Annotated in this window: 23 protein-coding genes; 11 read left to right on the forward strand and 12 right to left on the reverse strand. The window is 57.6% G+C overall.

Annotated features, from left to right (window positions below; translation table 11 throughout):
* The first annotated feature begins 1 nt into the window (after position 1).
* From SJY33_RS04010 to SJY33_RS04025, 4 genes are read left to right on the forward strand one after another with little or no spacing between them, the layout of a single operon-like run.
* Entirely contained in the window at positions 2 to 703 is a 702-nt protein-coding gene (locus SJY33_RS04010; RefSeq protein ID WP_379921284.1) for a biotin--[acetyl-CoA-carboxylase] ligase, read from the forward strand.
* Positions 704 to 719: 16 nt separating this feature from the next.
* The gene (locus SJY33_RS04015; protein ID WP_379921285.1) at positions 720 to 1514 is read left to right on the forward strand and encodes a type III pantothenate kinase; all 795 of its coding nucleotides are present in this window, start codon (positions 720 to 722) and stop codon (positions 1512 to 1514) included.
* 25 nt (positions 1515 to 1539) lie between these two features.
* Positions 1540 to 3195: a ribonuclease J gene (locus SJY33_RS04020; protein ID WP_379921286.1), complete on the forward strand. Its 1656-nt coding sequence runs from the start codon at positions 1540 to 1542 to the stop codon at positions 3193 to 3195.
* Positions 3195 to 3476 carry a DUF1467 family protein gene (locus SJY33_RS04025; RefSeq protein ID WP_379921287.1) on the forward strand — a complete coding sequence of 94 codons (282 nt, stop codon included), beginning with the start codon at positions 3195 to 3197 and terminating at the stop codon, positions 3474 to 3476. Before SJY33_RS04020 ends, SJY33_RS04025 begins: the two co-directional genes overlap by 1 nt.
* On the opposite strand, the gene SJY33_RS04030 is transcribed toward SJY33_RS04025, so the two are convergent.
* Complete coding sequence (locus tag SJY33_RS04030; RefSeq protein WP_379921288.1) at positions 3473 to 6022, reverse strand: ATPase; 2550 nt, start codon at positions 6020 to 6022, stop codon at positions 3473 to 3475. The genes SJY33_RS04025 and SJY33_RS04030 overlap by 4 nt on opposite strands.
* Positions 6023 to 6092: 70 nt before the next feature.
* On the opposite strand from SJY33_RS04030, the gene SJY33_RS04035 reads away from it, so the two are divergent.
* The 4 genes from SJY33_RS04035 to SJY33_RS04050 all read left to right on the forward strand — a co-directional run bounded on the left by SJY33_RS04035 (position 6093) and on the right by SJY33_RS04050 (position 10127).
* Complete coding sequence (locus tag SJY33_RS04035; RefSeq protein WP_379921289.1) at positions 6093 to 6428, forward strand: Hpt domain-containing protein; 336 nt, start codon at positions 6093 to 6095, stop codon at positions 6426 to 6428.
* A 264-nt stretch (positions 6429 to 6692) separates the two neighbouring features.
* A complete protein-coding gene (locus SJY33_RS04040; RefSeq protein WP_379921290.1) occupies positions 6693 to 7733 on the forward strand; it encodes a hypothetical protein in 1041 nt (346 codons plus the stop codon).
* Positions 7734 to 7785: 52 nt separating this feature from the next.
* Complete coding sequence (locus tag SJY33_RS04045) at positions 7786 to 8712, forward strand: hypothetical protein (protein ID WP_379921291.1); 927 nt, start codon at positions 7786 to 7788, stop codon at positions 8710 to 8712.
* Complete coding sequence (locus SJY33_RS04050) at positions 8709 to 10127, forward strand: sensor histidine kinase (RefSeq protein ID WP_379921292.1); 1419 nt, start codon at positions 8709 to 8711, stop codon at positions 10125 to 10127. The genes SJY33_RS04045 and SJY33_RS04050 overlap by 4 nt, the downstream gene beginning before the upstream one ends.
* Before the next feature lie 286 nt (positions 10128 to 10413).
* On the opposite strand, the gene SJY33_RS04055 is transcribed toward SJY33_RS04050, so the two are convergent.
* Together SJY33_RS04055 and gltX are read right to left on the reverse strand one after the other, a co-directional pair.
* The gene (locus tag SJY33_RS04055; RefSeq protein WP_379921293.1) at positions 10414 to 11700 is read right to left on the reverse strand and encodes a citrate synthase; all 1287 of its coding nucleotides are present in this window, start codon (positions 11698 to 11700) and stop codon (positions 10414 to 10416) included.
* A gap of 53 nt (positions 11701 to 11753) precedes the next feature.
* Positions 11754 to 13190 (reverse strand): glutamate--tRNA ligase, encoded by a 1437-nt coding sequence (gene gltX / locus SJY33_RS04060; protein ID WP_379921294.1) that lies wholly within the window; start codon positions 13188 to 13190, stop codon positions 11754 to 11756.
* A gap of 100 nt (positions 13191 to 13290) precedes the next feature.
* Here gltX and SJY33_RS04065 point away from each other — a divergent pair, with 100 nt between their 5' ends.
* Positions 13291 to 15594: a ComEC/Rec2 family competence protein gene (locus SJY33_RS04065; RefSeq protein ID WP_379923513.1), complete on the forward strand. Its 2304-nt coding sequence runs from the start codon at positions 13291 to 13293 to the stop codon at positions 15592 to 15594.
* A gap of 117 nt (positions 15595 to 15711) precedes the next feature.
* Here the strand turns inward: SJY33_RS04065 and lexA are convergent, their stop codons facing one another.
* From lexA to SJY33_RS04110, 9 genes are all read right to left on the reverse strand, one after another.
* The gene (lexA, locus tag SJY33_RS04070; protein ID WP_379921295.1) at positions 15712 to 16404 is read right to left on the reverse strand and encodes a transcriptional repressor LexA; all 693 of its coding nucleotides are present in this window, start codon (positions 16402 to 16404) and stop codon (positions 15712 to 15714) included.
* Between the two features lie 200 nt (positions 16405 to 16604).
* Positions 16605 to 17798: a molybdopterin molybdotransferase MoeA gene (locus SJY33_RS04075; RefSeq protein WP_379921296.1), complete on the reverse strand. Its 1194-nt coding sequence runs from the start codon at positions 17796 to 17798 to the stop codon at positions 16605 to 16607.
* Complete coding sequence (gene moaC / locus SJY33_RS04080; protein WP_379921297.1) at positions 17795 to 18268, reverse strand: cyclic pyranopterin monophosphate synthase MoaC; 474 nt, start codon at positions 18266 to 18268, stop codon at positions 17795 to 17797. Before moaC ends, SJY33_RS04075 begins: the two co-directional genes overlap by 4 nt.
* Positions 18265 to 19065, reverse strand: coding sequence for an indole-3-glycerol phosphate synthase TrpC (trpC, locus tag SJY33_RS04085; RefSeq protein WP_379921298.1), 801 nt, complete (start codon positions 19063 to 19065; stop codon positions 18265 to 18267). The genes moaC and trpC overlap by 4 nt, the downstream gene beginning before the upstream one ends.
* Positions 19066 to 19069: 4 nt before the next feature.
* Positions 19070 to 20062, reverse strand: a complete 993-nt coding sequence (gene trpD, locus SJY33_RS04090; RefSeq protein WP_379921299.1) for an anthranilate phosphoribosyltransferase — start codon at positions 20060 to 20062, stop codon at positions 19070 to 19072.
* Complete coding sequence (locus SJY33_RS04095; RefSeq protein ID WP_379921300.1) at positions 20059 to 20685, reverse strand: anthranilate synthase component II; 627 nt, start codon at positions 20683 to 20685, stop codon at positions 20059 to 20061. Before SJY33_RS04095 ends, trpD begins: the two co-directional genes overlap by 4 nt.
* Complete coding sequence (locus SJY33_RS04100) at positions 20682 to 21524, reverse strand: phosphodiester glycosidase family protein (protein WP_379921301.1); 843 nt, start codon at positions 21522 to 21524, stop codon at positions 20682 to 20684. The genes SJY33_RS04095 and SJY33_RS04100 overlap by 4 nt, the downstream gene beginning before the upstream one ends.
* Positions 21521 to 23011 carry an anthranilate synthase component I family protein gene (locus tag SJY33_RS04105; protein WP_379923514.1) on the reverse strand — a complete coding sequence of 497 codons (1491 nt, stop codon included), beginning with the start codon at positions 23009 to 23011 and terminating at the stop codon, positions 21521 to 21523. Before SJY33_RS04105 ends, SJY33_RS04100 begins: the two co-directional genes overlap by 4 nt.
* Positions 23012 to 23091: 80 nt before the next feature.
* On the reverse strand, positions 23092 to 25026 hold the full coding sequence (locus tag SJY33_RS04110; protein WP_379921302.1) for a SurA N-terminal domain-containing protein: 1935 nt from the start codon (positions 25024 to 25026) through the stop codon (positions 23092 to 23094).
* Positions 25027 to 25270: 244 nt separating this feature from the next.
* On the opposite strand from SJY33_RS04110, the gene tpiA reads away from it, so the two are divergent.
* Entirely contained in the window at positions 25271 to 26044 is a 774-nt protein-coding gene (tpiA, locus tag SJY33_RS04115; RefSeq protein WP_379921303.1) for a triose-phosphate isomerase, read from the forward strand.
* Between the two features lie 111 nt (positions 26045 to 26155).
* Entirely contained in the window at positions 26156 to 26539 is a 384-nt protein-coding gene (gene secG, locus SJY33_RS04120; RefSeq protein ID WP_379921304.1) for a preprotein translocase subunit SecG, read from the forward strand.
* The last annotated feature ends 91 nt before the right edge of the window (positions 26540 to 26630 follow it).

Below are 26630 nucleotides of genomic sequence, written 5' to 3' on the forward strand. Positions count from 1 at the left end.
ATTGGTTGAGCAAACAGGCTCAACCAATGATGATTTAGCGGCTGCCATCCAGTCTGGTGAAGGCTGGGGCAAGGGACGCTGGCTTGTCGCGCATCGTCAGACTGCGGGGCGGGGACGGCAGGGTCGTCACTGGTTCGACGGAACAGGCAATTTCATGGGATCCTGCGCAGTACCCTTGACGCCCGTCGGACCACCACCTGCCAGTTTGAGTTTTGTCGCTGGCCTGGCCGTCTACGAAGCAACACAATCGTACTTGCCCGACGGCGCGGATCTTGCGCTGAAATGGCCAAACGACGTTCTTCTGAATGGCGGTAAGCTGTCTGGCATTCTTCTGCAGATGGTGAAGGATCACATCATCGTCGGTATTGGCGTCAATCTGGCGAGAGCACCTGAAGTGCCGGGCCGGAAAACCTCCGCGATCGCCGATGCAGGCCGTGCGCCGACCGTTCAAGATTTTGCTGCGACTTTGGCGACCAGTTTTGAGAAGAGGATGGATGCTTGGCGCATCTACGGTCTTGAGGCGATCCTTGCAGCGTTTCTTGATCGATCAATCCACACGCACCGATCGAAGATAACCGTCCATGACACTGATGGATCGGTGATGTCAGGTAGCTTTGCAGGTCTGGACGAAACCGACGGCGCCTTGCGGCTGCGCTTGGCGGATGGCAGCGAACGTGTCATTCGCGCTGGCGACATTACGTAATCAGGGAATGCAAGAGATGCTGCTCGCCGCCGATGTCGGAAATACCAATGTCGTCTTCGCTCTCTTCACCTACGAAGAAGGAGGTACCTACACGATCCGCGCACGCTGGCGGATTGCGACTGACCCTCGGCGAACGGGTGATGAATATGCCGTTTGGCTTTTGCAGCTGCTCAAGATCGAGGGGGTTGAGCGCGACGCTATCACGCAGATCATCGTCGCTTCGGTTGTTCCGCGGGCAGACCATAACCTTACAGTGCTCTGTCAGAAGTATTTCAGCATCACGCCGCTGTTTGCCGGGCAAGGGAAAGCCGCGTGGCAATTTGCCATCGATGTCGACCAACCGTCATCACTGGGCGCCGATCGCGCGCTCAACATTCTGGCCGCGCATCATAAATATGGCGGCGATCTTATTGTCGTGGATTTTGGCACCGCTACTAAATTTGAAGCAGTCGATTTTACCGGAGCGTACAAAGGCGGATCGATTGCTCCAGGAATTAACCTGTCGCTTGATGCACTGGTAGGGAAAACGGCCAAGCTTCCTCGCATCGCGATTCGTGCCCCGTCCAGCCGCAGCGTTATTGGCCGAAACACCGAAGATCAGATGCTGATCGGTGTGTTTTGGGGGTATGTTGCGATGATGGAAGGCATGATTGCCAAGATAAAGGTTGAAATCGGCCGTCCCGCAAAGGTTGTAGCGACGGGCGGGCTCGCCATATTGTTCGATGACGCTACCCAGATTTTCGACCATGTCGACGCCGATCTAACGCTGGACGGCCTCGCTATTCTTGCTCGTCAGGCGGCAGACGCCTGAAAACTATAATAGAACCGGAAAACCCTTGAAGAAAGATTTTACCCCCGAAGACGAATTGTTGTTCCTTGCGCTTGGCGGCTCGGGTGAGATTGGCATGAATGTCAATCTCTACGGCAGCCAGGGCAAATGGATCATGGTTGATCTCGGCATGACATTTTCCGGTAACGAATATCCGGGTGTTGAACTGGTCTTTGCCGATCTCGATTTCATTGAAGAACGTCGTAAGGATTTGCTGGGGATCGTCCTGACGCACGCGCACGAAGATCACATCGGCGCGGTCCCGTATTTTGCTGAGGAATTGGGCGTCCCGCTTTACGCGACGCCGTTCACCGCTGATCTGGTTTCGCGCAAGCTTGAAGAGGCAGGGCTGCTCGGTAAGGTCGAACTGAATATCATCGAAGAAGATCATGGTGAGATCGAACTCGGCCCGTTCACCATCACCTATCTGCCACTCGCACATTCGATCGCAGAGGGTAATGCCTTGCTGATCGACACGCCGCATGGCCGAATTTTCCATACAGGTGATTGGAAGCTCGACGACGAGCCCATCATCGGCGAGCCTACAACCGAAGAAGAACTGCGCGATATCGGCAAAGACGGCGTGCTCGCACTGGTTTGCGATTCGACCAATGTCTTCAATCCCAATCCTTCCGGCTCCGAAGGTGCAGTGCATCGCGCCCTGATGGAAGAAGTGGCACGCCATACCGGCAAGCGGGTGGTCGTAACGACCTTTGCCAGCAATGTTGCACGCTTGCAGACGTTGGGCGAAGTTGCGCGGGAAACCGGGCGACAGCTGTGTGTCGCCGGGCGCTCTCTCGATCGAATCATCGAAGTAGCGCAGGATAACGGCTATCTCGAAGACTTCCCCTCGCCTGTCAGCTTCGACACGGCTATGGGCCTGCCGCGCGGTGAGGTTCTGATTATCGCAACCGGCGGGCAGGGCGAACCACGCGCTGCCTTGGGCCGCATGGCGGACAAGAACCATCCGATCGAACTGGTAGCGGGCGATGTCGTGTTGTTCTCTTCGCGGCAGATCCCCGGGAATGAAATTCCTATCGGCAAAATCCAAAACCAACTGGCCGCACGCGGTATCGAGATGGTTACCGATCGCCAGGCGTTGATTCACGTTTCGGGACATCCCGGCCGCCCGGAGCTTGAGGCTCTCTATAGCTGGCTCAAGCCTGAAATTCTCGTGCCCGTGCATGGAGAGATCCGTCATATGGCGGAACAGGCGCGGGTCGGGAAGGCCAGCGGCATACCTTCTCAGGTAGTACAGAAGAACGGCGATCTTGTCCGCCTTGCGCCAGGCAAGCCTGGTAAGGTCGCAGAGGTAAGGGCGGGGCGCCTTGTGCTGGATGGCGATATTATTACCCCTGCTGATGGCGATTCCATCACAATGCGCCGCCGGATTTCGAGCGACGGGGTGCTCGTTGTCGTACTGGCGCGGGGTAGCCGCCCGGTTATTGAAGCGATCGGCATCCCGCTTGATGAAGATTTGCCGGACTTTCTTGAAGAGGCAGCGGGCGATGTGCTGACCGCAATCAGCCGGCTCAAAGGTAAGGACGCGCGCGATCACGCCGTTATCCGTGAATCAGCCCGTTTGGCGGCACGCCGTGCGGCGCAGCGATGGTCAGGCAAACGACCTCAGGTGCGCGTGGTCATGCCAGGAGCGGCGGCCTGATGCAGATCACGTCAATAGCAGCGATATATTTCCTGTTTTTTGTGATGAGTGCGTTTCTCATGCTGCCGTTTGGTGTGAAGACGGCGGATGAAGCCGGCGTGGAAAAAATTCCCGGGCAAGCCGAAAGCGCGCCCGTGAATTTTAGACCGGGCAAGGTTGCAGCGCGTGCGGCGATGGTGGCAACGGTTGCGACGGCAATCTTCGTTGCCAACTATCATTATAGCTGGATTACTGCTGCGGATATCGACGTGCTACCCAAACCGCCGTTATCCACCCGCTAGGCGCGGAAGCGCTGGATCGCCTGCGCAAGCGCGACGTACAGCTTACCCATGTCCGAACCGAGCATGGTCACGCTCAAAACGTGGCCATCACGGGTCGACAACGTCTGACGAAGCAAGGCTTCGAAATCGTGGATGTAACGGCTGACATTCACTTTGAATGCGTCGTCGTTGGCATAGAGTGAGGCGATATCCTTGGCGGTGCCATTATCGATCAGTCGCACCGCACGCCGGGTGAAGATACCGCGATCGCCCTTCAGATAAGCCTCCCAAGCTGTATCGGCGACCTCTACCGATAGAGCGCCAGTGATATCAATGGCGGCCGAATTCAGACTGTCCGTGATCAGCGCCATGCGGCGTGCAAAGTCGTTGTTCACCTGCTCTTCGGCCAGATCGCGCGCGCGCATTACGCGCTGTTCCAGATTGCCCGTAAGCTCGTTGACCTTCACCAACTGATCGCGCAACTGCACTGCCGCCTCTCGGCCAACACCTGAGGCATGGGCGGCAGATTGTTCAAGCTTGCCAAGCGTGCTTGCTGCTTCGTTCCGCAAGGCCCGCTCCAGCACGTCGACAGCTTCCGTGCCAATTCCCGATGCCAATGCCAGCATCCGGTCACGCGCACCGTCGTCCAAAGTGGCAAATGCCTGGTTGATTGCGTCTTCAAGGTCAGCAAGGGAAGTGCGCAGGTGTTCCTGTGTCTCGCCAGCCAAGCTTCCGCTTTCGTCACGAAGCTTGGCAAAGCCCCCTCGCAAACCTTGCAATTTGGCCAGCGCATCTTCCGTATCATCGGCGAGCCGCGCCTTAAACCCGGCAATCGCAATTTCAGCGGCGTCGATCTCGGAACGGGTATCGTGCAGATAGCCTGAAAGGTCGCTGCCGGCCTGCGTGTTGCGGAGCATCAGCGCGCCAACCTTGTCCGCTCGTAACTCAACTTCTTCAAGCGCGGTGTGAGCATCTGCAATTGCGACACTAAGATCGTCGCTGCATGTCCGCGAACCGGATTGCAATATTTCAAGCAGCCGAATCCCGCCATCGGTCAACTGATTCAGCTCCACTTCTGTGGCTGCGATGACTTTGCGTTTTTCTTCGATCTGGTTCGCCAACGCATCCAGTCCGGCGTCGAGCGTTTCGCGTGCTGATTGGGCCGTCTGATCGGCGGAGGCGAGCACCCGGCCAAGCTGCGAGACGCGCTCTGTCATGATCTCGCCCTGGACTACCAGTTTTTCGATATCCGAAACCTGAACTTCACGTCGTTGTGCAAGCGCATCATCAAGCGCAGCGAGGCGTTGCCCTAGAACTTCTGTGGCTTGTGCTTCGTTGGTTTCGATGGCCGCCTGGCGCTGTTCGATCAATTCGTTGAAACGGTGGCTGCGTTCCGACAGTTGCTCGTCAAACCGCAACACTTCCGCGCGTAGCTGGGCGATACGCTGTTCTGCTGCTGCGCCAGTATCCCCATCGACCTGATCGATAAGTCTGAGTTTTTCGAGCAAAGTTTCGTGCAGACCGCTGATCGCTGCAGCAAATGTAGCGCGTGCCGTGTCTCCGGCGTTTCGCAAGCGTTCGGCCAGGGCGTCGCTTTCTTCAGCAAGACTTTTTGCACGTTGTCCGTACGTAGCAAGGGCATCTTGTTCGATCCCGGCGACGGTTTGCCGGTAGGTGTCGACCTCGTGCTGCAGCGTCGCGAAGCGGTCGGACACGATCGTTTCGATCCGGGTCAATTGCTGTTCGTATCCGCCCAGAACGTCATCAATCCGTGCTGTTAACGCTGCGACGCGGGTTTCGCTATCGCCACTTGCAGCGGCCAATCGTTCAAATCCGGTGGACAGATTCCCCAGCTGGTCTTCGGCGATGCGGCCCGCGCTGCCGATCTGGTTGGCAACGTCTCGCACGGCATTGGCGATCACCGGCAAATCATTGCGCAACCGATTCATATTGTTAAGCGCGGTGTCACTGGTTGAACCGATTGCTTCGACCTGTGCGCCATTGCTGGCAATCAGCGATTGCAGTTCACCTGCGTGGGTGGACAGGCGTTCGGCAGCAATGCGACCGAGGGCTTCTAGATCGCGCGCTTCGGCGGCCAAAAACTCGCGTGCAAGGCTCAATTCCCGGTTCACAACTTTCAGACGATCTTCGAGCGCCGCGCCCTCGCGGTTCATGTGAGCTGCAATGGAGGAAAAGCGCCGTCCTTCTGTACGCGAAGTGCGCATCGTCAAAAGCCACACGATACCGACCAATCCGACTGGAACAGCCCATTGTACGATCCAGTTTGCCCACTGGTCCGGCAAAGCTCCTGCACGCATGGCGTCAAAATGGGCAAAGACGTAGAATGTCGTCCAACCAGCAATGATCAAAATCGCAAGAGATGGTGCGATCCAGCCGAAGCGTGACGGGCGGGGCACATCGATGGCTTCATCTTCTTCCCACGTTTCCGAAAGGAACAAAGCCTCTTCAGCGGAGCCGAGATCCTCGACCTCTATTACGTCGCTGGTGCTTGCGCCGTTATCGCCGCTCTTGCGCCCCAAAGCGCGCATCTGGTGCCGTTCTGCCATGGCTGACGTCATAACACAGGCGAAATCCGGATAAACCCCGCATTAACCCAATTCGCACTATGGACCGATCATGGCTTTCAATCACGGTGCTCTTGATGCGACACTTGCGGCGGCAGCTGGCGATGACGCCATGCTTTTGAAGGAATTGCGCGCCGCGTTCCTGACAAGCGCAGCGCGGCAGCTTGATCTGCTCAAGCGCGCACGATGTGATGGCAATTGGCATGTGGCAGCAATGCGCCTGAAGGGCCTTGCGGCAAGTTTCCACGCCGAAGATCTATTACAGGCAGCAGAAATCGCTCTGCTTGCCGCCCCGGGTGAGCCGATGGCCGTCCGCGAGGTTGACGCGGTGTTGGGCCACTATCTTCGCGCGCAGGAAAGAGAAAATCAGCGCGCGATGCGCCGCTGACTGCCTTTCCTGCACTTTCGATGGGGTTAAGGCCGCCTTGCTGCTTGAACCTGGAGTCTGAAATCGCCTAGCCTTTCTCGCGCAGCGTCGCGAGGGAGCCTTACTGCAATGCGCATTGGCCTGATTGCAGCAATCAAAAAGACATCTGACGGCACGTTGCGCGGTCAATTGCCGATTGCGGGCCTCAGCGTGACGAAGCGGCAGACACGGCTGCTGCTATCCTTGGGGGTGGAAAGGATTTTGTGCCTTACTCGCACCGATGCGGTGGTCGCCGGGGCGATGCAATATCGGATTATCGAAGGCGGCACGGTCTTTCAGCCAATTTCAACCTTTGCCGCGCTGCCCGCTTTGGTACGATCTGACGATGAACTTATAATCTTGAATGATGGATTGTTGCCTAGCCCGGCGGTTTTGCATGCGGTGGTAACAACGGATGGGCCTATGCGCCCGGTAATCATCGCTATACCAGAAGATGATCCGCTGGCTGCGAACCATCCTGATGATTTCGAGCGGATCGATGCGCACCGTCATTGGGCTGGGGTCCTGGTGATGCGCGGTGGGCCGGTGCAGCAATTGGCCGATTTTCCATCGGACGCCAATGCGATCTCACTTCTACTGCGGTTGACTTTGCAGGACGGAACCCCGTGCCAGGAAATATCCGGTCAGGGACTGGAGGGAGCAGACTGGTTGCTAGCAGCCGATCAGGGCGTGGTTAAACATGCCGAGCAGACTTTGATCGGAAAAGCGGTGGACGTGCCGGACTGGCGCGCTCCTACACATGCAATTGCCGCAATCCTCGTCAGGTTCCTTGTTTTGCGCGGAATTGTTGATGGCTGGCGCGTGACTGCTGGCTTGGCCGTGGCAATATTGCTGTGCGCAATCGGGTTTGCTGTCGTTGGCTATTCCGCTGCAGGACTTCTGTTAGCGGTTTTAGGGGCTATTGCCGCTCAAGTATCTCATAAACAGGGGCGATCTGCTGCCCGTTTGGCGTATGACAATGAACCCGCTAAAAAATTGGCCATTTTGGCGGTTACGGTTGATGCAATGGCGGCTTTGACGCTGTTGTTCGCCTTGGCACCGTGGCCTGAATGGCAGCCACTTGCCGCGCTGGGGCCGGTCGTGATCGGATTGGTCCGTCTAGCGAGTCCGCGCGCGGGATCACGCATTCTCTCATTAGCCCTCGACCGGGCTGGTCTTCTGCTTTTGTTTGGCATCGCGGCGGCTATTGGACTTCTCGCCGAAGTTCTTGCCTGTCTCGCCTTGGGGCTATTATCAGCTTTGCTGCTGCGATCCGGTCAGGATTGATCTAACGCCGTCTTAACTATGCAGGCGCTATGCCTGCCGGATGGGCGATGAGATGATGGATTTGGCCGACGACCGTCGCGTCGAGGCTTTCCTTACCGATGAACTGGCGCGCGAAACCCGTGCGCTGTCCGCCGTCGTGCCCGTCTTGCGCCACCTGCTTGCTACCAATGCTGAGGCGTTGGTCAGTGAAGCGATCCTCGCTCGGGTACGCGGTATGATATTAGATCTCGCGATCCAGTTGCGCGCAGCATCGCTCGGCGGGGATGCAAGCCTTCGAGGAAACGATGTCGGCGGTGCAGTCGACGTCGAATCATTGTCCGAACGGCTAATGGATAATGAAGCCCTGCTTGGATTTTGCCACGCCCTAGCTGCTGAAGGACTGATTGCAGAGCGTCTTCTGAAGCGACACGGAATCGATCCGGTCCTGAGCCCGCTGCTGCAAGAACTTATCGCATCGCAGGACAGTGCGATCGCCAGCTTGGCGATGGCGGCAATGGCAGCGCAATCTCGGTTTGTGCAAAGCCAACGACGGATGGAGCTTCCATTGGGCGAATTGCCGGCGCAACTTTTCCATGCGTTGACAGCACAGGCCCAAGCCGAAGCAACCGATGGCGCTATGTTGCGTGGGTTGCAGAGCAGTTATGATGAGGCTGCTAGTCGCGTTGGCCTGATTTCCCGACTCATTGCTGCGCTGCGCCGGGGGATCACCGCCGCCCTTTCGCTCGAACACGCGGGTCTTGCTCTATTTGCCAGTGCGTTGTCTGCGGCCGCGCGGGTGAGCCGGAACGAAGGGGTGTTGGCCTGTCATGTCGGACAAGGATTGCGGCTATCGCTGATGCTGCGCGCTGCGGGCCTTTCGTATTCGGCGATTGAGCGACAGGCTCTTTTGATCGATCCGACGGGAAGAGCGCAGTATGGGCTCGGCAGCCTCTCGATCCAGCAGGCGGAAGCCATGCTCGGCGATGGCCTTGTTCTATGAATACCATCGATCAGACAGAAGGGCTTGTGGGCGCTTATGGCCTGACCGATTCGCTCGATCGGCTGTTAAATGCCGATACCCCCTTGGCAGACCTTCAGGAACGATGCGGCGGCGACGTGCCTGGTACGCTCGCGATACCCGAGCTTCTCGCTCTGGTCCAACAGGCACGGTCGATGGGACTCAAGATCGGCCGTACCTTTCGCGCTTTTGATGGTGATGCGGAGATATCAGGATTCGCTCGCATTCATCCCGTTGCCCAACACGAAGGCGGGGGCTGCGAAGTCCTGATCGAAAATTGGCAACGGAGCCCGCTCGCACCGCCAACCACGCGCGAATTTGCTGCGAAGATCGATGCGATTGATCGGGCAACTGCCGAAATTAGCGGCAGGCTAGATGCCCGACAACGAATTCAGGTATTGAACACACGCGCACCAGATGCTGCCGCCCTGCAATTGGCTGCGGTGGACGTGCCCGGAAAGGTGTGGACCGAACTCGTCGAATTGAAGGGAATCGCACATCATCAACCTCTTCACTGGCGCCTTCTTGACGGCGCCTCATGCCGTTTTGCCGGATCGCCACGCAACTGGCGTGTCAGGTTGATACCTATCGGTTCAGATGTGCAAAACCCGGTTGGTTTTGAAGTCCTGCTCATCGCCGAAGAGCCCTTGGCACCGACCCCGAGGGAGCCGTCGCTTGACGAACGCCACAATGGCACTTCGCCCACACGGCTCGTTGGCACGGCCTTGACCCCTGTGTTGCGGCAACCTGTGGCGCGAATTATTGCAAATGCGGAAACAATTCGTGCCCGCCTGGCTGGCCCGCTCCGAGACGAATATAGCGACTATGCTGGCACAATCGCCAGTGCCGGGCAGCATTTGGCCGCGATGCTTGATGATCTAGCCGATCTTGAAGTCGTGGAGACCGAAGGTTTCACTACGGCTAAGGAAGCCGTAGACCTTGCCGATGCCGCGGTTCGAGCGGCGGGCATTTTGGGAGTACGCGCCCAGAACCGAGAGACAGCGTTGGTTGTCCAAGGGCGTCAAGGCACTGCCGTGGCCTCGGCGGAATTCCGCCGTGTTTTGCAGATCCTCATCAATCTGATCGGTAACGCCGTGGCCTATTCGCCCGCTGCGAGCACAGTGACAATTGCAACCATAGCAGCGGCCGGTGGCAAGGTTTGCGTGACAGTTGCTGACGAAGGCCCGGGCGTGACCGCCGAACAGGCCGACCGCATTTTCAACAAAGGAGAGCGACTGGGCCGGGGAAATGACGGCGGAAAGGACAAAGGCTCAGGGTTGGGACTGTATATTTCACGCCGACTTGCCATCGCTATGGACGGCAGTTTGACAGTCGAAGGCCGACCAGAGGGCGGGGCGCTGTTCCGTCTGGAACTGCCGCAATATCAGCAGCTTTAGTAAAGTAGGGGCGCTTGCGAGTGAGCGTATGGTAGTGCTCTCGCCGAAGCGACTTCTGAGTCAGTCCAAGGCGATTATTTGCGGCGAAAAAACTTGGCTGACCCGCATAAGGTTGCCTGGAATCCAAAGGCTGTCACTCAGCGACCACCCCCTACATCGCCACCGACCGTGAAAGCTTTGCGCAGTCCAGCTAAAGCCACCCCAATCCCTGAAGTGCTTAAATGACGCCCAGCGCGATCAGTAAAAGACCGATCGCGCGGGACGTCATCATTGGCACAGTTTCGGCTTAGCGGTTGCCAAGCGGAATATAGTCGCGCTGTGTGGGTCCGGTATAGAGCTGACGCGGACGACCGATTTTCTGGCCGGGATCACTAATCATTTCATTCCACTGTGCAACCCAACCAACCGTCCGGGCAAGTGCGAACAACGCAGTGAACATCGTCGTGGGGAATCCGATCGCCGAAAGAATGATACCCGAATAGAAATCGACATTCGGGAACAGCTTTTTTTCAATGAAGTAGGGATCGTTGAGCGCGATCTCTTCCAGCTGAAGTGCGGTTTCGAACAACGGATCGGTGACCTTGAGAGCATCGAACACTTCCCGCACAGTTTTCTGCATTACGGCCGCACGCGGATCGTAGTTCTTGTAGACGCGGTGCCCGAAGCCCATCAGGCGGAACGGATCATTCTTGTCCTTAGCGCGTTCGATGTAGTGCGGGATACGGTCGGGTGTTCCGATTTCACGAAGCATATTGAGCGCTGCTTCATTGGCACCCCCATGGGCCGGGCCCCAGAGGCAGGCAATACCTGCAGCAATGCACGCAAAGGGATTGGCGCCCGAAGAACCGGCAAGTCGCACGGTTGAGGTAGACGCGTTTTGTTCATGGTCGGCATGGAGGATGAATATCCGGTCCAGCGCCCGTTCCACCACCGGATTTACCTCGTAGGGTTCGGCGGGAACGCCAAATGTCATGCGAAGGAAATTGCCAGTGTAACTCAGTGAGTTGTCCGGATACACAAACGGCTGTCCGACGGAATATTTGTAAGCCATTGCAGCAATCGTCGGCATCTTGGCAATCAACCGGTGCGAACTGATCGTGCGATGCGAGGGGTCCGAGATATCTGTGCTGTCGTGGTAGAACGCCGACAACGCTCCGACAACGCCGCACATGATGGCCATTGGGTGCGCATCACGCCGGAAGCCGCGGTAGAAAGTCATCAGCTGTTCGTGCAGCATCGTGTGACGCGTGATGGTGTAGCTGAAATCGTCCAGCTCGTCCTTGCTCGGCAGTTCGCCGTTCAAGAGCAAATAGCTGACTTCCATGAAACTGGAATCTTCAGCCAGCTGCCCGATCGGATAGCCGCGGTGCAGAAGGACACCTTCATCGCCATCGATGTAGGTCAGCGCGCTTTCACAGCTGGCGGTCGAGGTGAAGCCAGGATCAAAAGTAAAGGCCCCGGTCTGCGCATAGAGTTTGCGGATATCGATCACGTCGGGGCCAGTGCTGCCTTCAAGCACGCTGTATTCCAGTGACTTGCCGCCGATTTCGAGTTTCGCCGTCTTGTCTGCCAAGATCTGTCTCCTGTTCAAATTTCCAGTCTCAATCCCAAGCTCTGCGCCGACTGCTAAGCAGCCTGCGCTTCGAGCCGGGCGAGCGCCTCGTCCCGTCCCAATAGGACCAGAACATCAAAGATACCGGGAGACGTTGTCGTCCCGGTCAGCGCCGCGCGCATCGGCTGCGCCAACTTGCCAAGTCCCAATCCCTGCTCCTCGGCGAGCGCCTTCGTAGTGGCTTCGAGTGCCTCGCTTGTCCAGTCGTTTTCGCCTGCAAGACGGTCATGAACCTTGCGCAAGATTTCACGCGCATTGCCTTCGAGTAGCTGCGCGGCTTTGTCGGTCATCGTCAAAGGCCGCGACGCAAACAAAAAGGCTGAACCTTCAACAATTTCGTCGATATTCTTGGCACGAACTTTCAATACCGGCATTGCTTGGGCGAGCAAAGCTTGATCCGCCGTCTCTCCGATCCGTTCTGCCACCAAAGCTGACAACCGCGCATCATCCGCTTCGCGCAGATAATGTCCATTCAGACTTTCCAGCTTCTTAATGTCGAACCGTGAAGGGCTCTTACCGACGCCAGCCAAATCGAAAAGGGTCACCGCTTCACCGCGGGTGATTTCTTCGCGATCGCCATAACCCCAGCCCAGTCGCAGCAGGTAGTTGAACAGCGCTTCTGGCAATATGCCGAAATCGTCACGATACGCCTCTACGCCCAAAGCGCCGTGCCGCTTCGAAAGTTTCGCCCCGTCCGATCCATGGATCAACGGAATGTGCGCATAGACGGGATCGGGCCAGTTCCCCTCGATTTCATTCATTGCACGGATAATCGGTATCTGTCGGAAGGCGTTGTTGAGGTGATCATCGCCGCGTATGACATGCGTTACACCCATATCATGATCGTCGACGACAACGGCAAGCATGTAAGTTGGCGTCCCGTCAGCGCGCAGAATGATGTAATCATCGATTTCCGCATTACGGACAGTAACGGCGCCCTGCACCTGATCGACGATCGTAGTCTCACCATCACTCGGCGTCTTCAACCGTACTGTAAATGGCAATCCTTCGGGCGCTTCGGAGGCGTCGCGGTCGCGCCAGCGGCCATCATAACGCATCGGTTGCTCGTTCGCACGCTGCGCTTCGCGCATAGCTTCGAGCTCTTCCGTGGTCGCAAAGCATTTGTATGCATGGCCGGCATCCAGAAGTTGCCGGGCAACCTCAGCGTGGCGCTCCGCACGGTCGGACTGAAATACTGGCGGTGCGTCATAATCAAGACCTAGCCAGTCCAGCCCCTCGATAATCGCATCAATGGCCGCCTGCGTCGAACGTTTTGCGTCTGTATCTTCAATCCGAAGAAGCGTTCTGCCTCCATGATGGCGCGCATAGAGCCAGTTGAACAACGCGGTACGGGCACCGCCGATATGCAGGAACCCGGTAGGCGAGGGCGCGAAGCGGGTTACGACTTCGCCGGGCGCGCGTCCATTGGGGGTGCTGCTTTCGCTTGCCATTATGTTTGACTTCCTGTTCACTTTGAGCGGCTTGGCGCGAGCTTTTATGGTGCCGGGCCGGTCGGGGGACAAGCCGATGCGCGATATGCCGATCATTCCGATGGGGGACGATGCAGACGGCTTTGCCGCCGCTGAGAAACCGACGCTGGGCCCTTGGCAAACACTTCGGGGCTTGTCCAGCAGACGCACACGTCTCTTAGATAGTGTAGATCGATTTTTGGATAATGCGGGATTTGACCGGGCACCATGGCTGGCCGTCATATTCGCGAGCGGGATTGTTACGTGGTTTGTGCTTCCTTATGCGTGGCAATGGTGTCTCGTTCTGGCGTTGACTGTCGGATCTGCATTTGCCGCAGCGGTCATCTGGAATCCTGATCATACGTTCTATGACACCAGAGTGAATGTGCGCTTGGCTGTGGTGGTTTGCAGCCTTGTGTTTGCCGCTGGAGTGGCGGCGATTTGGATCCGTTCATCAGTTGTCGGGGCAGAGCCCATTCCGGCACCGCAAGTCGCTTTGTTGGAAGGACGCATCCTTGCGCGAGAGGATCAACCTGCCGACAATCGCTTGCGCCTCACTTTGGCCGTTCGCCTCTCACAAGAAGCCGCAAACCACGGAGCGGCGCGCATGGTCAGGGTCAATGTCCCGATGGCGACATTTGGTGGACAGGGCGTGCCGCAAGGTTTGTCGGAGGGGGCGGTGGTTCGGCTTCGGGCAAGGCTTATGCCGCCTGCAAGCCCGATGCTTCCGGGAAGCTATGATTTTGCTCGTGCGGCCTGGTTCAAGGGACTTTCAGCCACTGGAACAATCGTCGGGCCCCTACAGGTGCTTCGGAACGCGAACGATCAGTCTGATATCGCAAGCCTTCAACGGCTGCTTTCTTCACATGTCCGCAACCGTGTCGAAGGTTCGCCGGGCGCCATCGCGGCTGCTTTTGCAAGCGGTGATCGGGGAGGCATCAAGGAGAGCGACGAATTAGCGATGCGTGATTCCGGGCTGACCCACCTGCTATCGATTAGCGGTTTGCATGTCAGTGCGGTGATTGCAGCAGCCTATTTTGTAACGTTGAAATTGCTTGCTCTATGGCCCGCTGTGGCGCTGCGTATGCGACTGCCCGTAGCATCGGCCACGATCGGCGCGCTTGCCGGGGTGGGTTATACGCTGCTGACTGGGGCAGAGGTGCCGACGGTGCGCAGCTGCGTAGCGGCCCTGCTTGTACTCGGTGCGCTTGCGCTTGGCCGAGAGGCGCTTTCGCTCCGAATGGTGGCGATCGCAGCAGGCTTTGTGCTTATGCTGTGGCCGGAAAGCGCAATCGGTCCCAGTTTTCAGATGAGTTTCGCGGCAGTTCTTGCCATCATAGCTCTGTCCAACAGCGCGCCAGTGCGTGCGTTTCTTACCCCCAGGGATGAACCTTCGCTGATGAAAGCGGCGCGGCGCGTAGTGATGCTGTTTGTGACCGGACTGGTGATCGAACTGGCCCTAATGCCAATCGTGCTGTTTCACTTCCACCGCGCCGGAATGTACGGCGCCTTAGCAAATGTCATTGCCATCCCTTTGGTTACCTTCGTTTCCATGCCAATGATTGCCGTGGGATTGCTTCTCGATATGCTCGGTCTTGGCGCGCCAGCCTGGTGGTTGGCCGCGCGTTCGCTTGATCTGTTGCTCGCGATTGCTCATTTCACAGCGGCGCTGAACGGCGCAGTTACGTTGATTCCGCAGATCAGCGGCTACACTGTAGGGATGTTTGCCTTAGGAGGCCTATGGTTGGCCTTGTGGCAAGGAAAGGTCAGGATCGCAGGCATCATGCCCGTCGCGCTTGCCATCGTGATGACCGCGATGACGCCGATACCCGACCTTTTGATCGCAGGTGACGGCAAGCATGTGGGCATCACGGTAAATGGTAGCGACGGATCGAGGCATCTGCTTTCCTTGCGAGACGGCCGTTCCACCTACACCCGCGATAACCTGATGGAGCTAGCGGGCGTTTCGGCAAAACCGATACCGCTTGCCAAATGGAATGGGGCCGAGTGCTCTTCAGCCTTCTGCACCGTCATAATCAACAGGGGCGCGAGAGACTGGGTGCTGCTGTTAGGGCGAGGCCGAAGCCAAGTTGAAGAGCGCGCTCTGGCGGCAGCATGTGCAAGGGCGGACGTTGTGGTGTCCGAACGATATCTACCGCGATCATGTCGTCCGCGTTGGCTCAAAGCCGACAAACGCTACCTTAGGATGAGCGGCGGATTGTCGATAAACCTTGCCCAAAAATACATCACTACGGTGGCCCAAAGTCAGGGCGATCATGGCTGGTGGAGGATCCCGTCTGATTTGAAAGATCGCAAATTCAAAGAATACCAAATTGCCACCAAGCTAAAACCATCGCGCGCAAGTTTACGTAAAAGGCAAAGATAGGTTCACACGACAGAGGCCGCCCGGACTATCCTGCCGAGCGGCCTCGAATTCAGCGGAGGATACCACACATCTGCAGGACTACGGGTTTCGGTTGTACCGCGCTAAAGCCGCGATCATTTAGTGATAGCGCCTCAGAAGACCAGCAAGCTTGCCTTGCACCTCGACTTCGTCTGGCCGATAAAACTGCGGATCATAGGTGGGGTTTGCGGGATCAAGTCGAACCTGCCCGCTTTCGCGATGCAGATATTTGAGCGTCGCTTCTTCACCGCGAACCAGCGCCACCACTATTTCGCCATTTCGAGCTGTATTGGTGCGACGAACAAGCGCAAAGTCACCATCAAAAATACCAGCTTCAACCATTGAATCGCCGGACACTTCAAGAGCATAATGCTCTCCTGGACCCAGCAAGGCCGCTGGCACCGGAAGTGTTGAATGCTCTTCAAACGCTTCAATGGGCGCGCCGGCGGCGATACGTCCATGCAAAGGCAGCTCAATCACATCATTTGAAGCAACAGCCTCTGCCACTCTTGGTGCGGGCGGAACCATTGGTACGACATTGTCAGCCAACGCCGACGGCGTGCGGGAGGGCGCCGAATTTTCCGGTTGACGGATCACTTCGAGCGCGCGCGCCCGATTGGGCAACCGCCTAAGAAAGCCGCGTTCTTCTAAAGCAGAAATCAGACGGTGGACGCCCGATTTGCTTTTCAGATCGAGCGCTTCTTTCATTTCTTCGAAACTTGGCGAAATCCCTGTTTCTTCCAGCCTTTGCTGAATAAAACGGATCAACTCGTGCTGTTTGGCTGTCAGCATGGATCAAATCTCCCTTGGTCGCATTCACGCCTGGTCAGAGACCGGACGCCAGTCCCACATGTGCTCCAAGAGGCACTGGCAGGTGATACTGCCATGTGCATTGCATGCACGCTGCGTCCGCCTTTAAGGTGAACGAACAAGGAACAATTAGGCAACCTTAAATTCACTGTCAAGCTGAAGGTAGGCTTCGGTCCGGGGTTTCAGCCATTTTGGAGATTAAATACCATAACTGGCTCACCACTTTGCAAAGCCGGGGCAAACGCGGCACGGTTAATCAAACAATTGGCTTGAGCCAAGGCGGACAACGCGCTGGAATCTTGAGAACCGGCCAAGCGCACGGTATTGCCTTCACGGACACCCCGAAGGAATTCGCGCCGGGAACCTGTGGCGGGCAGGTCTTCGCCGGTGAATGCCACTTCGGTTTTAGGAAAGGGAGCCGGATCGCCCTGGATCGCTTTGATCAGGGGTAGCGCAAAAAGGAAGGCCGTGACGAAGCTGGAAACCGGATTGCCAGGTAGGCCGAGCACCACCTGTCGTCCCCGTCCTCCCTGCCGGCTAGCGACGAGTAACGGTTTACCCGGCTTGATCGCGACTTTCCAGAAGGCGACTTGCGCACCTGCGGCCAACAGAGACGGTTGCACAAGATCATGATCTCCGACCGATGCACCCCCAGAGATTATCACAACATCGGCATCAGCTGATTGAGCAAATGCCGCACCCAGCGCCGATTGGTTATCGGGCACGGGACCAATGCGCGTAACGTCACAGCCCAACGGCGCAAGCATCGCGGCGATCATCGCACTATTGCTGGCAGGAACTTGATGCGGAAGGCACGTTGCAGGGTCTAAGGTCAACTCATCGCCGCTATCGATCACAGTCACGCGTGGCTTATGTGTGACCGGAATCTGCGAATGGCCCGCAGTTAAAGCAAGCGCGATGCGCCCCGCTGTCATCCGGGCGCCGCGCGTGAAGAGCACATCTCCGCTGCGAAAATCAAAACCGCACGGCCGGATATGCCGTCCGGGGGCCGGCGCCTGACGGGCGGACACACTATCATCAACGCGGACCGCGTCTTCCTGAAGGAGGACACTGATCGCGCCATCCGGTACGATCGCGCCCGTTGAAATCCGGACACATTGATCGTTGCGGAGCGCACCAGTGAACGGCGCACCGGCCCGGCTTTCACCAACCAGCGACCAAGGGCCCTGACCGGCCGAAAGTGCATAACCATCCATTGCCGACAAATCGGCTGATGGCTGTGTGCGCAGTGCAATGACTGTCTCCGACACAACACGGCCAAGAGAAGTCTCGGTCGGGACACATTCAGTCGAGAATGCCGGGCTAAGAGCCAAAAGCTTGGTTTGAGCTTCTTCGAGGCTTAGGGGGGCTTTCAAAGGGAAGCGACCCAGTCGCCCGATTTCCCTCCGGATTTGGAAATCAGGCGAACGTCACCGATCACCATGCCCTTGTCCAAGGCCTTTGCCATGTCGTAAATTGTGAGAAGGGCAACCGAAACAGCAGTCATCGCCTCCATTTCCACGCCAGTGCGGCCTGTTAAAGATGCACAGGCCGTAACCTTGATACAGTCTGTTTCAAAATCAAATTCCACTGTGACTGCCTCAAGTGACAGAGGATGACACATCGGAATAAGGTCACCCGTGCGCTTCGCTGCCATGATACCCGCTATACGCGCTGCGCCAAGAACGTCCCCCTTGGGAGCATTGCCTGCCCGCACGGCTTCAAGCACTTGGGCGGACATTGTGATACGACCGGAGGCCAAGGCGCTTCGCAGCGTTTCTGGCTTCCCGCTCACATCAACCATGCGAGCGGCCCCGTGATCATCCAGATGGGTCAGCCAGGTCATTCCGCGTTTTCGGTCCCGAGAAGCAATCTGGTGGCATTCATTATGTCATCGGCCCGCATCAGACTTTCGCCGACAAGAAACGTCCGCACACCGACCCTTTCTAATCGGGCGATGTCAGCGTGGGTGCTGATCCCGCTTTCGCCAACTAGCAAGGTTCCATCCGGCGCAAGGGGGGCGAGACGTTCGGTGACATCGAGACTGGTCATGAAGGTTTTGAGGTCGCGGTTGTTTACTCCAATCAGGCGCGATTTAAGATGCTTCGCCGCCCGTTGCATCTCGATTTCATCATGAACTTCAACAAGGACGTCCATGCCCAAGTCAATTGCTGCCGCTTCGATTTCAGCCATCAGGCCGTTTTCAAGCGCGGCGACGATGATCAGGATGGCGTCGGCGCCGATAGCCCGCGCTTCTAGGCATTGCCAAGGGTCGACCATGAAATCCTTGCGCAGCACGGGAATTGTACAAGCGGCGCGGGCGGCAATCAGATAATCCTCATGCCCCTGAAAATACGGTGCATCAGTAAGCACCGAAAGACAGGTCGCGCCGCCGGCTGAATAGGCTGCTGCATGCTCTGCCGGCCGAAAATCCGGGCGAATGAGACCCTTCGATGGACTGGACTTTTTGATCTCTGCGATTAGCGCATATCCGTGCTGTGCTTGCGTGCGCAAAGCGGCTTCAAAGCCTCGGGGTACGGACTGCGTGCGTGCCGCAAGATAGAGTTGCGATTCGCTGATCGCCTGTTTGCGAGCAGTCACAACGTCACGCTTGGCAGCGCAGATTTCTTCAAGCTTGTTCATCGTGTCATTTCGCCATTGCAATCCAACGTTCGAGCAGGTGGAGCGCACGTCCGGAATCGAGCGCCTCTCCTGCCAGTTGCGCGCGCGCCCACCAGTCATCGCCGCGTCCGGCAACTGTCAGCGCGCCAGCGGCATTGAACAGGACCGCATCGCGATAGGGGCCTTGTGCACCTTCCAACAAAGCCTTCAATGCGGCTGCATTGTATGGCGCGTCGTCGCCCCGGATTGCATCGATCGGCGACCGGGGCAACCCTGCAACGTCTGCGTCGAGCCGCTCCATCGTGAAACGATGACCGGTTACGACTGCGACCTCGTTGCCGCCTGCCAAGCTCAATTCATCAAGACCTTCGTCGCCCGAAACGATCAACGATCTTCCCGTGCCTAGCCGTGCCATTGCTCCTGCATAGATAGGCACATAGGCCGGACGTGCGATCCCGATCAGCTGATTTTGGACTTTGGCCGGATTGGATAGCGGTCCCATCAAGTTAAAGATGGTGCGCTTGCCAATTCTCAGCCGAATTGGTTGAATACGCGCCATCGCAGGATGATGGTTTCTGGCGAAAAGAAAGCAGATCCCAAGTTCCGCCAATGTCTTTTCTGCCGTTTTGCCCGCTGCATCCATATCAAGGCCCAAGGCCTCCAACGTATCAGCCGCGCCTGCCTTGGAACTGGCGGCGCGGTTCCCGTGTTTGGCGACCGGGACGCCGCAAGCGGCAACCACCAGACTGACTGCGGTGGAGACATTGAGTGTGTGGTGCCCGTCGCCTCCGGTGCCGCAAACATCGATGGCACCTTCTGGCGCATCAATCGGAATGAGTCGCGCCCTGAGCGCTCGTGCTGCACCTGCAATTTCGTCCGCTGTCTCGCCGCGCAGCGAAAGATCGACTAGAAATTTCTCGATTTCCGTCTCTGATGGCTGTCCATCGAGAAGGACGCCAAACGCAACTTCGGCGTCTGCTTCGGACAGCGGCGCGGAAACATCGGGAAGTTGGCTCATATGCGGAGCCTTTCTGGCATTGAAGCTTTCAAGCCGCACAGGCTTACAAAATTTGCGAGCAGGGCGTGACCGTTCTCGGTCGCGATGCTTTCCGGATGGAACTGCACCGAATGGATCGGAAGATCGCGGTGGCGGAAGCCCATGACGGACGCATAGTCGGCGCCGGGAGTTTCTGCGTGGGCGTTGGCTATCAAATCGTTCGGCACGTCGACCACCTCAAGGCTGTGATACCTCGTGGCAACGAAGGGCGAGGGGATCCCTTCGAACACCCCCGTGCTGTCGTGGATCACAGGAGAGGTCTTGCCATGCATCAAGCCGCCGCGCTGCACAGTGCCGCCAAAGTGCTGCCCGATGGCCTGGTGGCCCAAGCACACGCCCATTAATGGCAAATGAGCATCGGCGCAGGCTGCCACCAGATCGAGGCTGATCCCGGCGTCATTGGGCGTACAAGGGCCGGGTGAGATCAGAAAGCCCACGGCGTTTGTTCGCAGAGCTTCCGTAGCGGTCAGCGCGTCGTTGCGTTCGACACGCACGGCAACCCCCAATTCCATCAGGTAATGAACAAGATTGAACGTGAAGCTATCGTAATTGTCGATGACCAGAATATGGGGCGTGGGTGTCATTCGCTTGCTGCTTTCTTGCGCTTTGTCACCACAATGATGGGGCCGATCCGTTTGTTGTCGAGCCGCTGGTTTGCGGGATCCCATAGGCTGGATATCTGCCCATCAAGATACAGCGCGGTACTCACCTTCACTTCGTCGTGGAAATATCTGGCTAATTGTCCGAAGCTGACCGGTGCTTCAGATATCACGAAATGCGCCTTGCCGGCGCTGTCCACGCCCACGCCGTTCCGGATAGCCTTTGATGGACCATCATTCTGAATATTGGGGTGCAACTTTCCATCAATCAGAAGCAAGGGGCCTGATTGCGTGCCAAATTCAGGTCGGTCGCCAATCGTCTTAAAGAACGTATTGCTACCCAGCACGCGCCATTTGCTTCCTGTGCCGAAGAAGACGCCGTTGGGCTTCATGTAGAAATTGCCCTCACCGCCGTTGCGATCGAGTTCGGAAAAGCGATTTCCGTTCTCGACATAATAGCCGATCGGTTTCAGATCATCGCCGTACATCCCACCATTCACAGCAAAGGCGATTGCGTCAGGGTCCACATTGTCGGCAAATGCCTTCATCGAACCAAACGGCTTCTTGTCCGCCGCAAGATTTACCATGCCGATATGATGGTCGTTAGGGTCTGCGACGCAGTGTGTCAGAGGAACCTGCTCAAAGTTAACGCTGCGGCAGGCTGATGGCCCTGACATCGGCATCTTGGCAGTTGCTTGCGAGGGGGCATCGGAGTTGGGCGAACCGTCAAGGTTCACTGTCACCACCGCATCACCTGATGGCGCATCGGAGCAATTGGTGAGCGCTACCATCGCAAAGGCAGCGAAAAATACCCGGTACTTCACTGCCCGTATCCTGGCTCGTTCGCGACACGAACAGCTTCGCGTGCAGCAGCAATCAGCGCGCCCGATTTTGCGCGGCATTCGGATAATTCATATTCGGGGTCGCTGTCTGCCACGATCCCCGCGCCAGCTTGCACGTGCATGATGCCGTCTTTCACAACGGCGGTGCGCAGAACAATACAAGAATCCAGACTGCCATCAGGTGCGAAATAGCCCACTCCTCCTGCATAAGCGCCGCGGGTTTCAGGTTCGAGCGCAGCGATGATCTCGCAGGCGCGGATCTTGGGAGCCCCCGATACGGTACCGGCGGGGAAGCCTGCGAACAGTGCATCAAGTGCATCCTTATCATCAGCGAGATCGCCTATGACATTGCTGACGATATGCATCACATGGCTGTAGCGTTCGATCGTGAAGCTGTCGGTAACGGTAACGCTGCCTGCCGCGGCCACCCGCCCGACATCATTGCGCCCCAGATCGAGCAACATCAAATGCTCGGCGCGTTCTTTGGGATCAGCCAGAAGGCTTTCTTCCTGCGCTCGGTCTTCAATCCGCGATTGCCCCCGCGGGCGGGTGCCGGCGATGGGGCGGATTGTCACCTCGTTCGCGCCAGCATCGTTGGGACGCACGCGCACCAATATCTCGGGACTCGAACCCACCAGCGCAAAGCCTGGAAAATCAAGAAAATAGAGGAATGGCGATGGATTGACACGCCGCAGCGCACGATAAAGGTCCAGCGGCGGCAGAGGGAAGGGGCAGGTAAAACGTTGGGCCAGCACGACTTGAAAAATATCACCTGCGAGAATGTAGTCCTTGGCTTTTAGCGCCATGGATTTGTAATCCTCGGCGGCGATCACCGGAACCAGATCGGGCGGAATTTCAGGCACCGCTTGATTGGCGCGGGCAGGGATCGCCTGCTCCAGTTTGCTCAGGGTTGCATCAATACGATCCCCTGCCTGCGCAACTGCTGCAACGGGATTATCGGCCTTCCATATTGGCGCAATCGCAAAGAGCGCGTTTGTCAGGCCGTCAAACACGAGGATAATCGTGGGGCGCACGAACAACATGTCCGGAAGGTCCAGCGCGCTTTCGGTCGCACGCGGCAGTGTTTCGACCAGACCAATCGTTTCGTAGCCAAGATAGCCAACGAGGCAGGCCAGCGCTGGCGGTAGCCCTTCGGGCATGGGGTCAATCCGACAGGCTGCGGCCAAACCTCGCAATTCTGCTAATACATCACCCGAGCACGGCGCGAATGCTTCGCGGTTCAGCGGCCAATTGCGGTTGATTTCGGATCGTGTTCCTTTCGATCGAAACACCAGATCGGGATCGAGCCCAAGCAGACTGTACCGCCCGCGAACTTCTCCCCCTTCAACTGATTCGAGCAGAAAGTCGCCGCGGCCCGGTACGATGAGCCGCCGGGCCGCGCCGACAGGCGTGTCGCTGTCAGCTATGATGCGACGCCATACCAAAGCGGCCCGCCCTTCTGCGAGCATAGCTGCCGCGTTGGCGGCATTTTCAGGTAGGCCCATTGCGGCGCCGGGAAGCGTGTCATTCACCTTATCAAGCCTGCAGTTTACTGTTCACCCACGAGCCGCCCGCGCACTGCTTCGATCGCGTTGTCGTTCCGTGTAACGCCAAGCGAGTTACGCATCGCCGCGGCAGCCTGTTGGCGATATTCTTCGCTCAGGGCGGCACCGAGCTGCTGCTGAGTTTGCGAAACCAGGTTTGGCTCGCTTTCAAGAGGTAGCGTGCTGATGTCGTCGAGCGCGACAACATACCATCCCAATCCGCGGGGGCCTTCAAGCGACTTTACAGTGCCCTCTGCCATGCTGAACATAAGCACCAGTGGTGGAGCAATACGGCCACGCTGCCGTTCCAACAATTCGCGGCGCTCTAGGTCAATGGTCTCGCGTTCAAAACCGGCCTTATTTTCGGCGGCCATCGCGGCGGCAAGCGGTGTTCCGGCGCGTACCTTTGCGATAATCCGTTCAGCTGCCTGCTTGGCAAGGACCGCCCCTTGGCTGCGCTTCCAGCCCGCCAATACCGCCTCACGCACCTCTGCGAGCGGGGGCGCGCTGGCTTCATCTATGCGCCCGACTTCGTAAATCACGAACTGCTGGCCGGGTACGATTTCGGCCAGCTGGGGTTCGCTTTCATCCATTTGGAAGGCATTCGATAGAACAGGAGCAAGCTGCGGAACGATCTGTACCTGCGGCTGCCCAAATGCCCTTCCATCAGCTAGCAGCGAAGGGGTTGTTTCAACCTTCAATCCATAGGCGGCTGCGACTTCGCCAAGTGCTGTACCGCTGTCGATTTCGCTCTCAATTTCAGATGTCCGGTCGGCAACTGCTGCGGCTCGTTTTTCATCAGTCAGATTACGGGTAATTTCCGCGGTTGCATCGGCCAGCGTCCGTGCAGCAGTGCGTTCGATGGTGTCAACTCGCGCCACATACCATCCGAGCGTTCCTTGCGCCGGTTCGACAACTTCACCTTGCGACGCCCTGAACGCGTTCTGCGCAAACGCGAAGCTAGTCGCTCCAGCCATGGCTTCGCGGTCGCGAGCTTCAGATTTTGAAGCGGTGAAGTTTGATTCTCGGGCAACCGATTCGAGCGATGCTCCGGCCCGGATACGGGCGGCGAGTGCTTTGGCAGCGTCTTCTGTGGGAACCACGAAGCTGGTGACTACCCGGCGTTCGCTTGCGCCATAGCGTGCGGCATCGCGCTTGTAACGCTCAGCGATTTCTGCGGCCGATGGCGTAGCATCAACTTTCAGCGTGTCCGAACCAAACACCGCAAAGCGCAACGTGCGCCGTTCGGGCCGGATAAATTGTGCCCGGTTGTCCTGATACCAGGCGTTAAGCTGTTGATCGGACGGGGTGCCTGCCGGGGCGAAGGCAAGGCTCGGGATCAGGGCGATCTCGCCCTTACGCTTTTCGAGGACGAGCGCCGCGTATTGGCGCGCTACCTTCTGCGGCAGTCGCGGCGCGGCCACTGCGGACCGCAAAAGCTGCTGCTGGATAAGATCGACCTGCAGATCCCGACGGAACGTGGCATCGGTCAGACCGCGGGACCGCAGCGCTCCGATATAAGCCTGTTCGTTGAATTGGCCGGTAAGGCCCTGGAACGCAGGAATCTTGAGAATTTCGCTGTTCACCAGATTTTCGCCAGCGCGCAGCCCATAGTCCTTGCCGTATTCACCCACCGCAAACCGGTCGATCAACTGATCGATCACGGCGTCAAATCCACCTTCAGTCACAAATTCAGGCATCGTGATTGTCGGGCTCTGTTCACGAACCTGTTGCAGGGCATTATTGGTCGCAACCGTCAGGTCCGACACAGGAATACCCTCGTCCCCCACGACCGCAATCCGATCACCATTCCCGAGCCCACCTAGCGTCGTGCCGGTAAGGTCGGACGCGATAAAGGCGAGGGCTATAAGAGCCAAAAAGGCAAGAAAGATCGGGAGGCCGATTTTCGACTGAAAAAAGCGGCGGAAAAACGAAAGCATAGCGTAATTGACCCATCCGAAACTGGCTGATGGCAAGACGCGAACGTCTTTTGCGCACATCGCAATGGCATACGATGCTTGCGCGCTGTAGAGGCCCTGCGACCGCGCGGCAACAGGTTCGCGAGCGTTTTGACTAGTACGTCGGCCTCGGCTAGCGAACGCGGCCCGTGCGCACTACATCGCTTACAGAATCATGGCCCGATCCGGGTTATCCCTCTCAAATATAAAAAATGCAGGACACATCATGACCCGCCGACCCTACATCGTCGGAAACTGGAAGATGCACGGAACGCGTGCGATGCTTTCTGAAGCGCGCGCCATTGACCGTGCTGCGCAGCGTCACATGAAGGTCGAAGTGGCTTTGGCGCCACCCTATACCTTGATCCATCCGATTCATCGCGAAGCGGAACAGATCGGTGTAGGCGCACAAGACTGTCACCACGCCGAAGGCGGTGCGCATACCGGCGATATCTCGGCGGCGATGATTGCCGATGCTGGTGCAAAGTTCGTAATCCTTGGACATTCCGAACGTCGAACCGCGCATGGGGAAACCGATTCGCGTGTACAGGCAAAGGCCGAAAGCGCCCTGGCGGCCGGGCTTCGCATTATAATGTGTTGCGGTGAAAGTGCCGAAACGCGCGAATCAGGCAATGCTGTAGCTTTTGTCAAAGCACAGCTTCGTGGTTCGCTTCCAGCGTTTGAACAGCTTCTTGGCGAACTCGGTGACAGGCTCACTGTCGCCTATGAACCAATCTGGGCGATCGGAACCGGTACCGCCGCAACGACCGATGATATTGCCGAAATGCATGCGGCAATCCGTTCTTTGCTGGTCGAACTCTACGGCGAAGAACAGGGCAATGATGTCCGTATAATTTATGGCGGCTCCGTAAAGCCAGAAAATGCCACGGCAATCTTTGCTGTGCCCAATGTTGGCGGCGCCCTTGTAGGTGGAGCCAGTCTGACAGCGGATACCTTCATGGGCATAGCACTTGCCGCGAGTGAACCATTCGACGTCTGATCGCGATCAGCTTGCTCTGCGCGGCGGGCTTGCCCGGGGGGCTTGCTGCGCCTACATGGCGCGCAATATATTTAACCGGGCTATCTTTGCCCACGGCCACGAGATCACTTCATGTCCCTGTTTCTGTTCCTCACCGTAATTCAGGCCCTCGTGGCGGCGGCACTGGTTGCTGTCGTTTTGATGCAGCGATCTGAGGGCGGTGGCCTAGGCATCGGATCGAGCCCCGGCGGGGCTTTCGGCGCGCGAGGGGCGGCTGATTTTCTCACCCGTTCAACTAAGTGGCTGGCGGTAGCATTCGTCGCGCTTTCCATTGTGCTCGCAGCACTTGCAGTTCGCGAAAGCCGAGTGGGCGGGGTGACAACGACCTTGGACCGCAGCGTTCCAGCAGCAGTCCCGGCACCGAATGATCTCTTGGCTGACCCGGTTCCCTCGCCGATAGAAGCAAATCCTGCTCCTTCGGAACCGGCAATTCCCACTGGTGACGTCGCGCAGTAATATTACGTGCGGACGGGCCAAGGCAGTCCTTCGCACGCTATAGAACAACGGCATTGTGAATGGGGCGCAAAAGCGTCTGCATTTTGCTTGC

Source organism: Erythrobacter sp. R86502 (genome assembly GCF_042466465.1).
Classification (GTDB): Bacteria; Pseudomonadota; Alphaproteobacteria; order Sphingomonadales; family Sphingomonadaceae; genus Erythrobacter.

Bases quoted from the DNA above. Each gene is read 5' to 3' on its own strand.
- SJY33_RS04015 (WP_379921285.1), top strand. From the start codon at position 720: ATGCTGCTCGCCGCCGATGTCGGAAATACCAATGTCGTCTTCGCTCTC.
- SJY33_RS04025 (WP_379921287.1), top strand. From the start codon at position 3,195: ATGCAGATCACGTCAATAGCAGCGATATATTTCCTGTTTTTTGTGATG.
- SJY33_RS04030 (WP_379921288.1), bottom strand. From the start codon at position 6,022: ATGGCAGAACGGCACCAGATGCGCGCTTTGGGGCGCAAGAGCGGCGAT.
- SJY33_RS04035 (WP_379921289.1), top strand. From the start codon at position 6,093: ATGGCTTTCAATCACGGTGCTCTTGATGCGACACTTGCGGCGGCAGCT.
- SJY33_RS04045 (WP_379921291.1), top strand. From the start codon at position 7,786: ATGATGGATTTGGCCGACGACCGTCGCGTCGAGGCTTTCCTTACCGAT.
- SJY33_RS04050 (WP_379921292.1), top strand. From the start codon at position 8,709: ATGAATACCATCGATCAGACAGAAGGGCTTGTGGGCGCTTATGGCCTG.
- gltX (WP_379921294.1), bottom strand. From the start codon at position 13,190: ATGGCAAGCGAAAGCAGCACCCCCAATGGACGCGCGCCCGGCGAAGTC.
- SJY33_RS04065 (WP_379923513.1), top strand. From the start codon at position 13,291: ATGGGGGACGATGCAGACGGCTTTGCCGCCGCTGAGAAACCGACGCTG.
- lexA (WP_379921295.1), bottom strand. From the start codon at position 16,404: ATGCTGACAGCCAAACAGCACGAGTTGATCCGTTTTATTCAGCAAAGG.
- moaC (WP_379921297.1), bottom strand. From the start codon at position 18,268: ATGACCTGGCTGACCCATCTGGATGATCACGGGGCCGCTCGCATGGTT.
- trpC (WP_379921298.1), bottom strand. From the start codon at position 19,065: ATGAACAAGCTTGAAGAAATCTGCGCTGCCAAGCGTGACGTTGTGACT.
- trpD (WP_379921299.1), bottom strand. From the start codon at position 20,062: ATGAGCCAACTTCCCGATGTTTCCGCGCCGCTGTCCGAAGCAGACGCC.
- SJY33_RS04095 (WP_379921300.1), bottom strand. From the start codon at position 20,685: ATGACACCCACGCCCCATATTCTGGTCATCGACAATTACGATAGCTTC.
- SJY33_RS04105 (WP_379923514.1), bottom strand. From the start codon at position 23,011: ATGCTCGCAGAAGGGCGGGCCGCTTTGGTATGGCGTCGCATCATAGCT.
- SJY33_RS04110 (WP_379921302.1), bottom strand. From the start codon at position 25,026: ATGCTTTCGTTTTTCCGCCGCTTTTTTCAGTCGAAAATCGGCCTCCCG.
- tpiA (WP_379921303.1), top strand. From the start codon at position 25,271: ATGACCCGCCGACCCTACATCGTCGGAAACTGGAAGATGCACGGAACG.
- secG (WP_379921304.1), top strand. From the start codon at position 26,156: ATGTCCCTGTTTCTGTTCCTCACCGTAATTCAGGCCCTCGTGGCGGCG.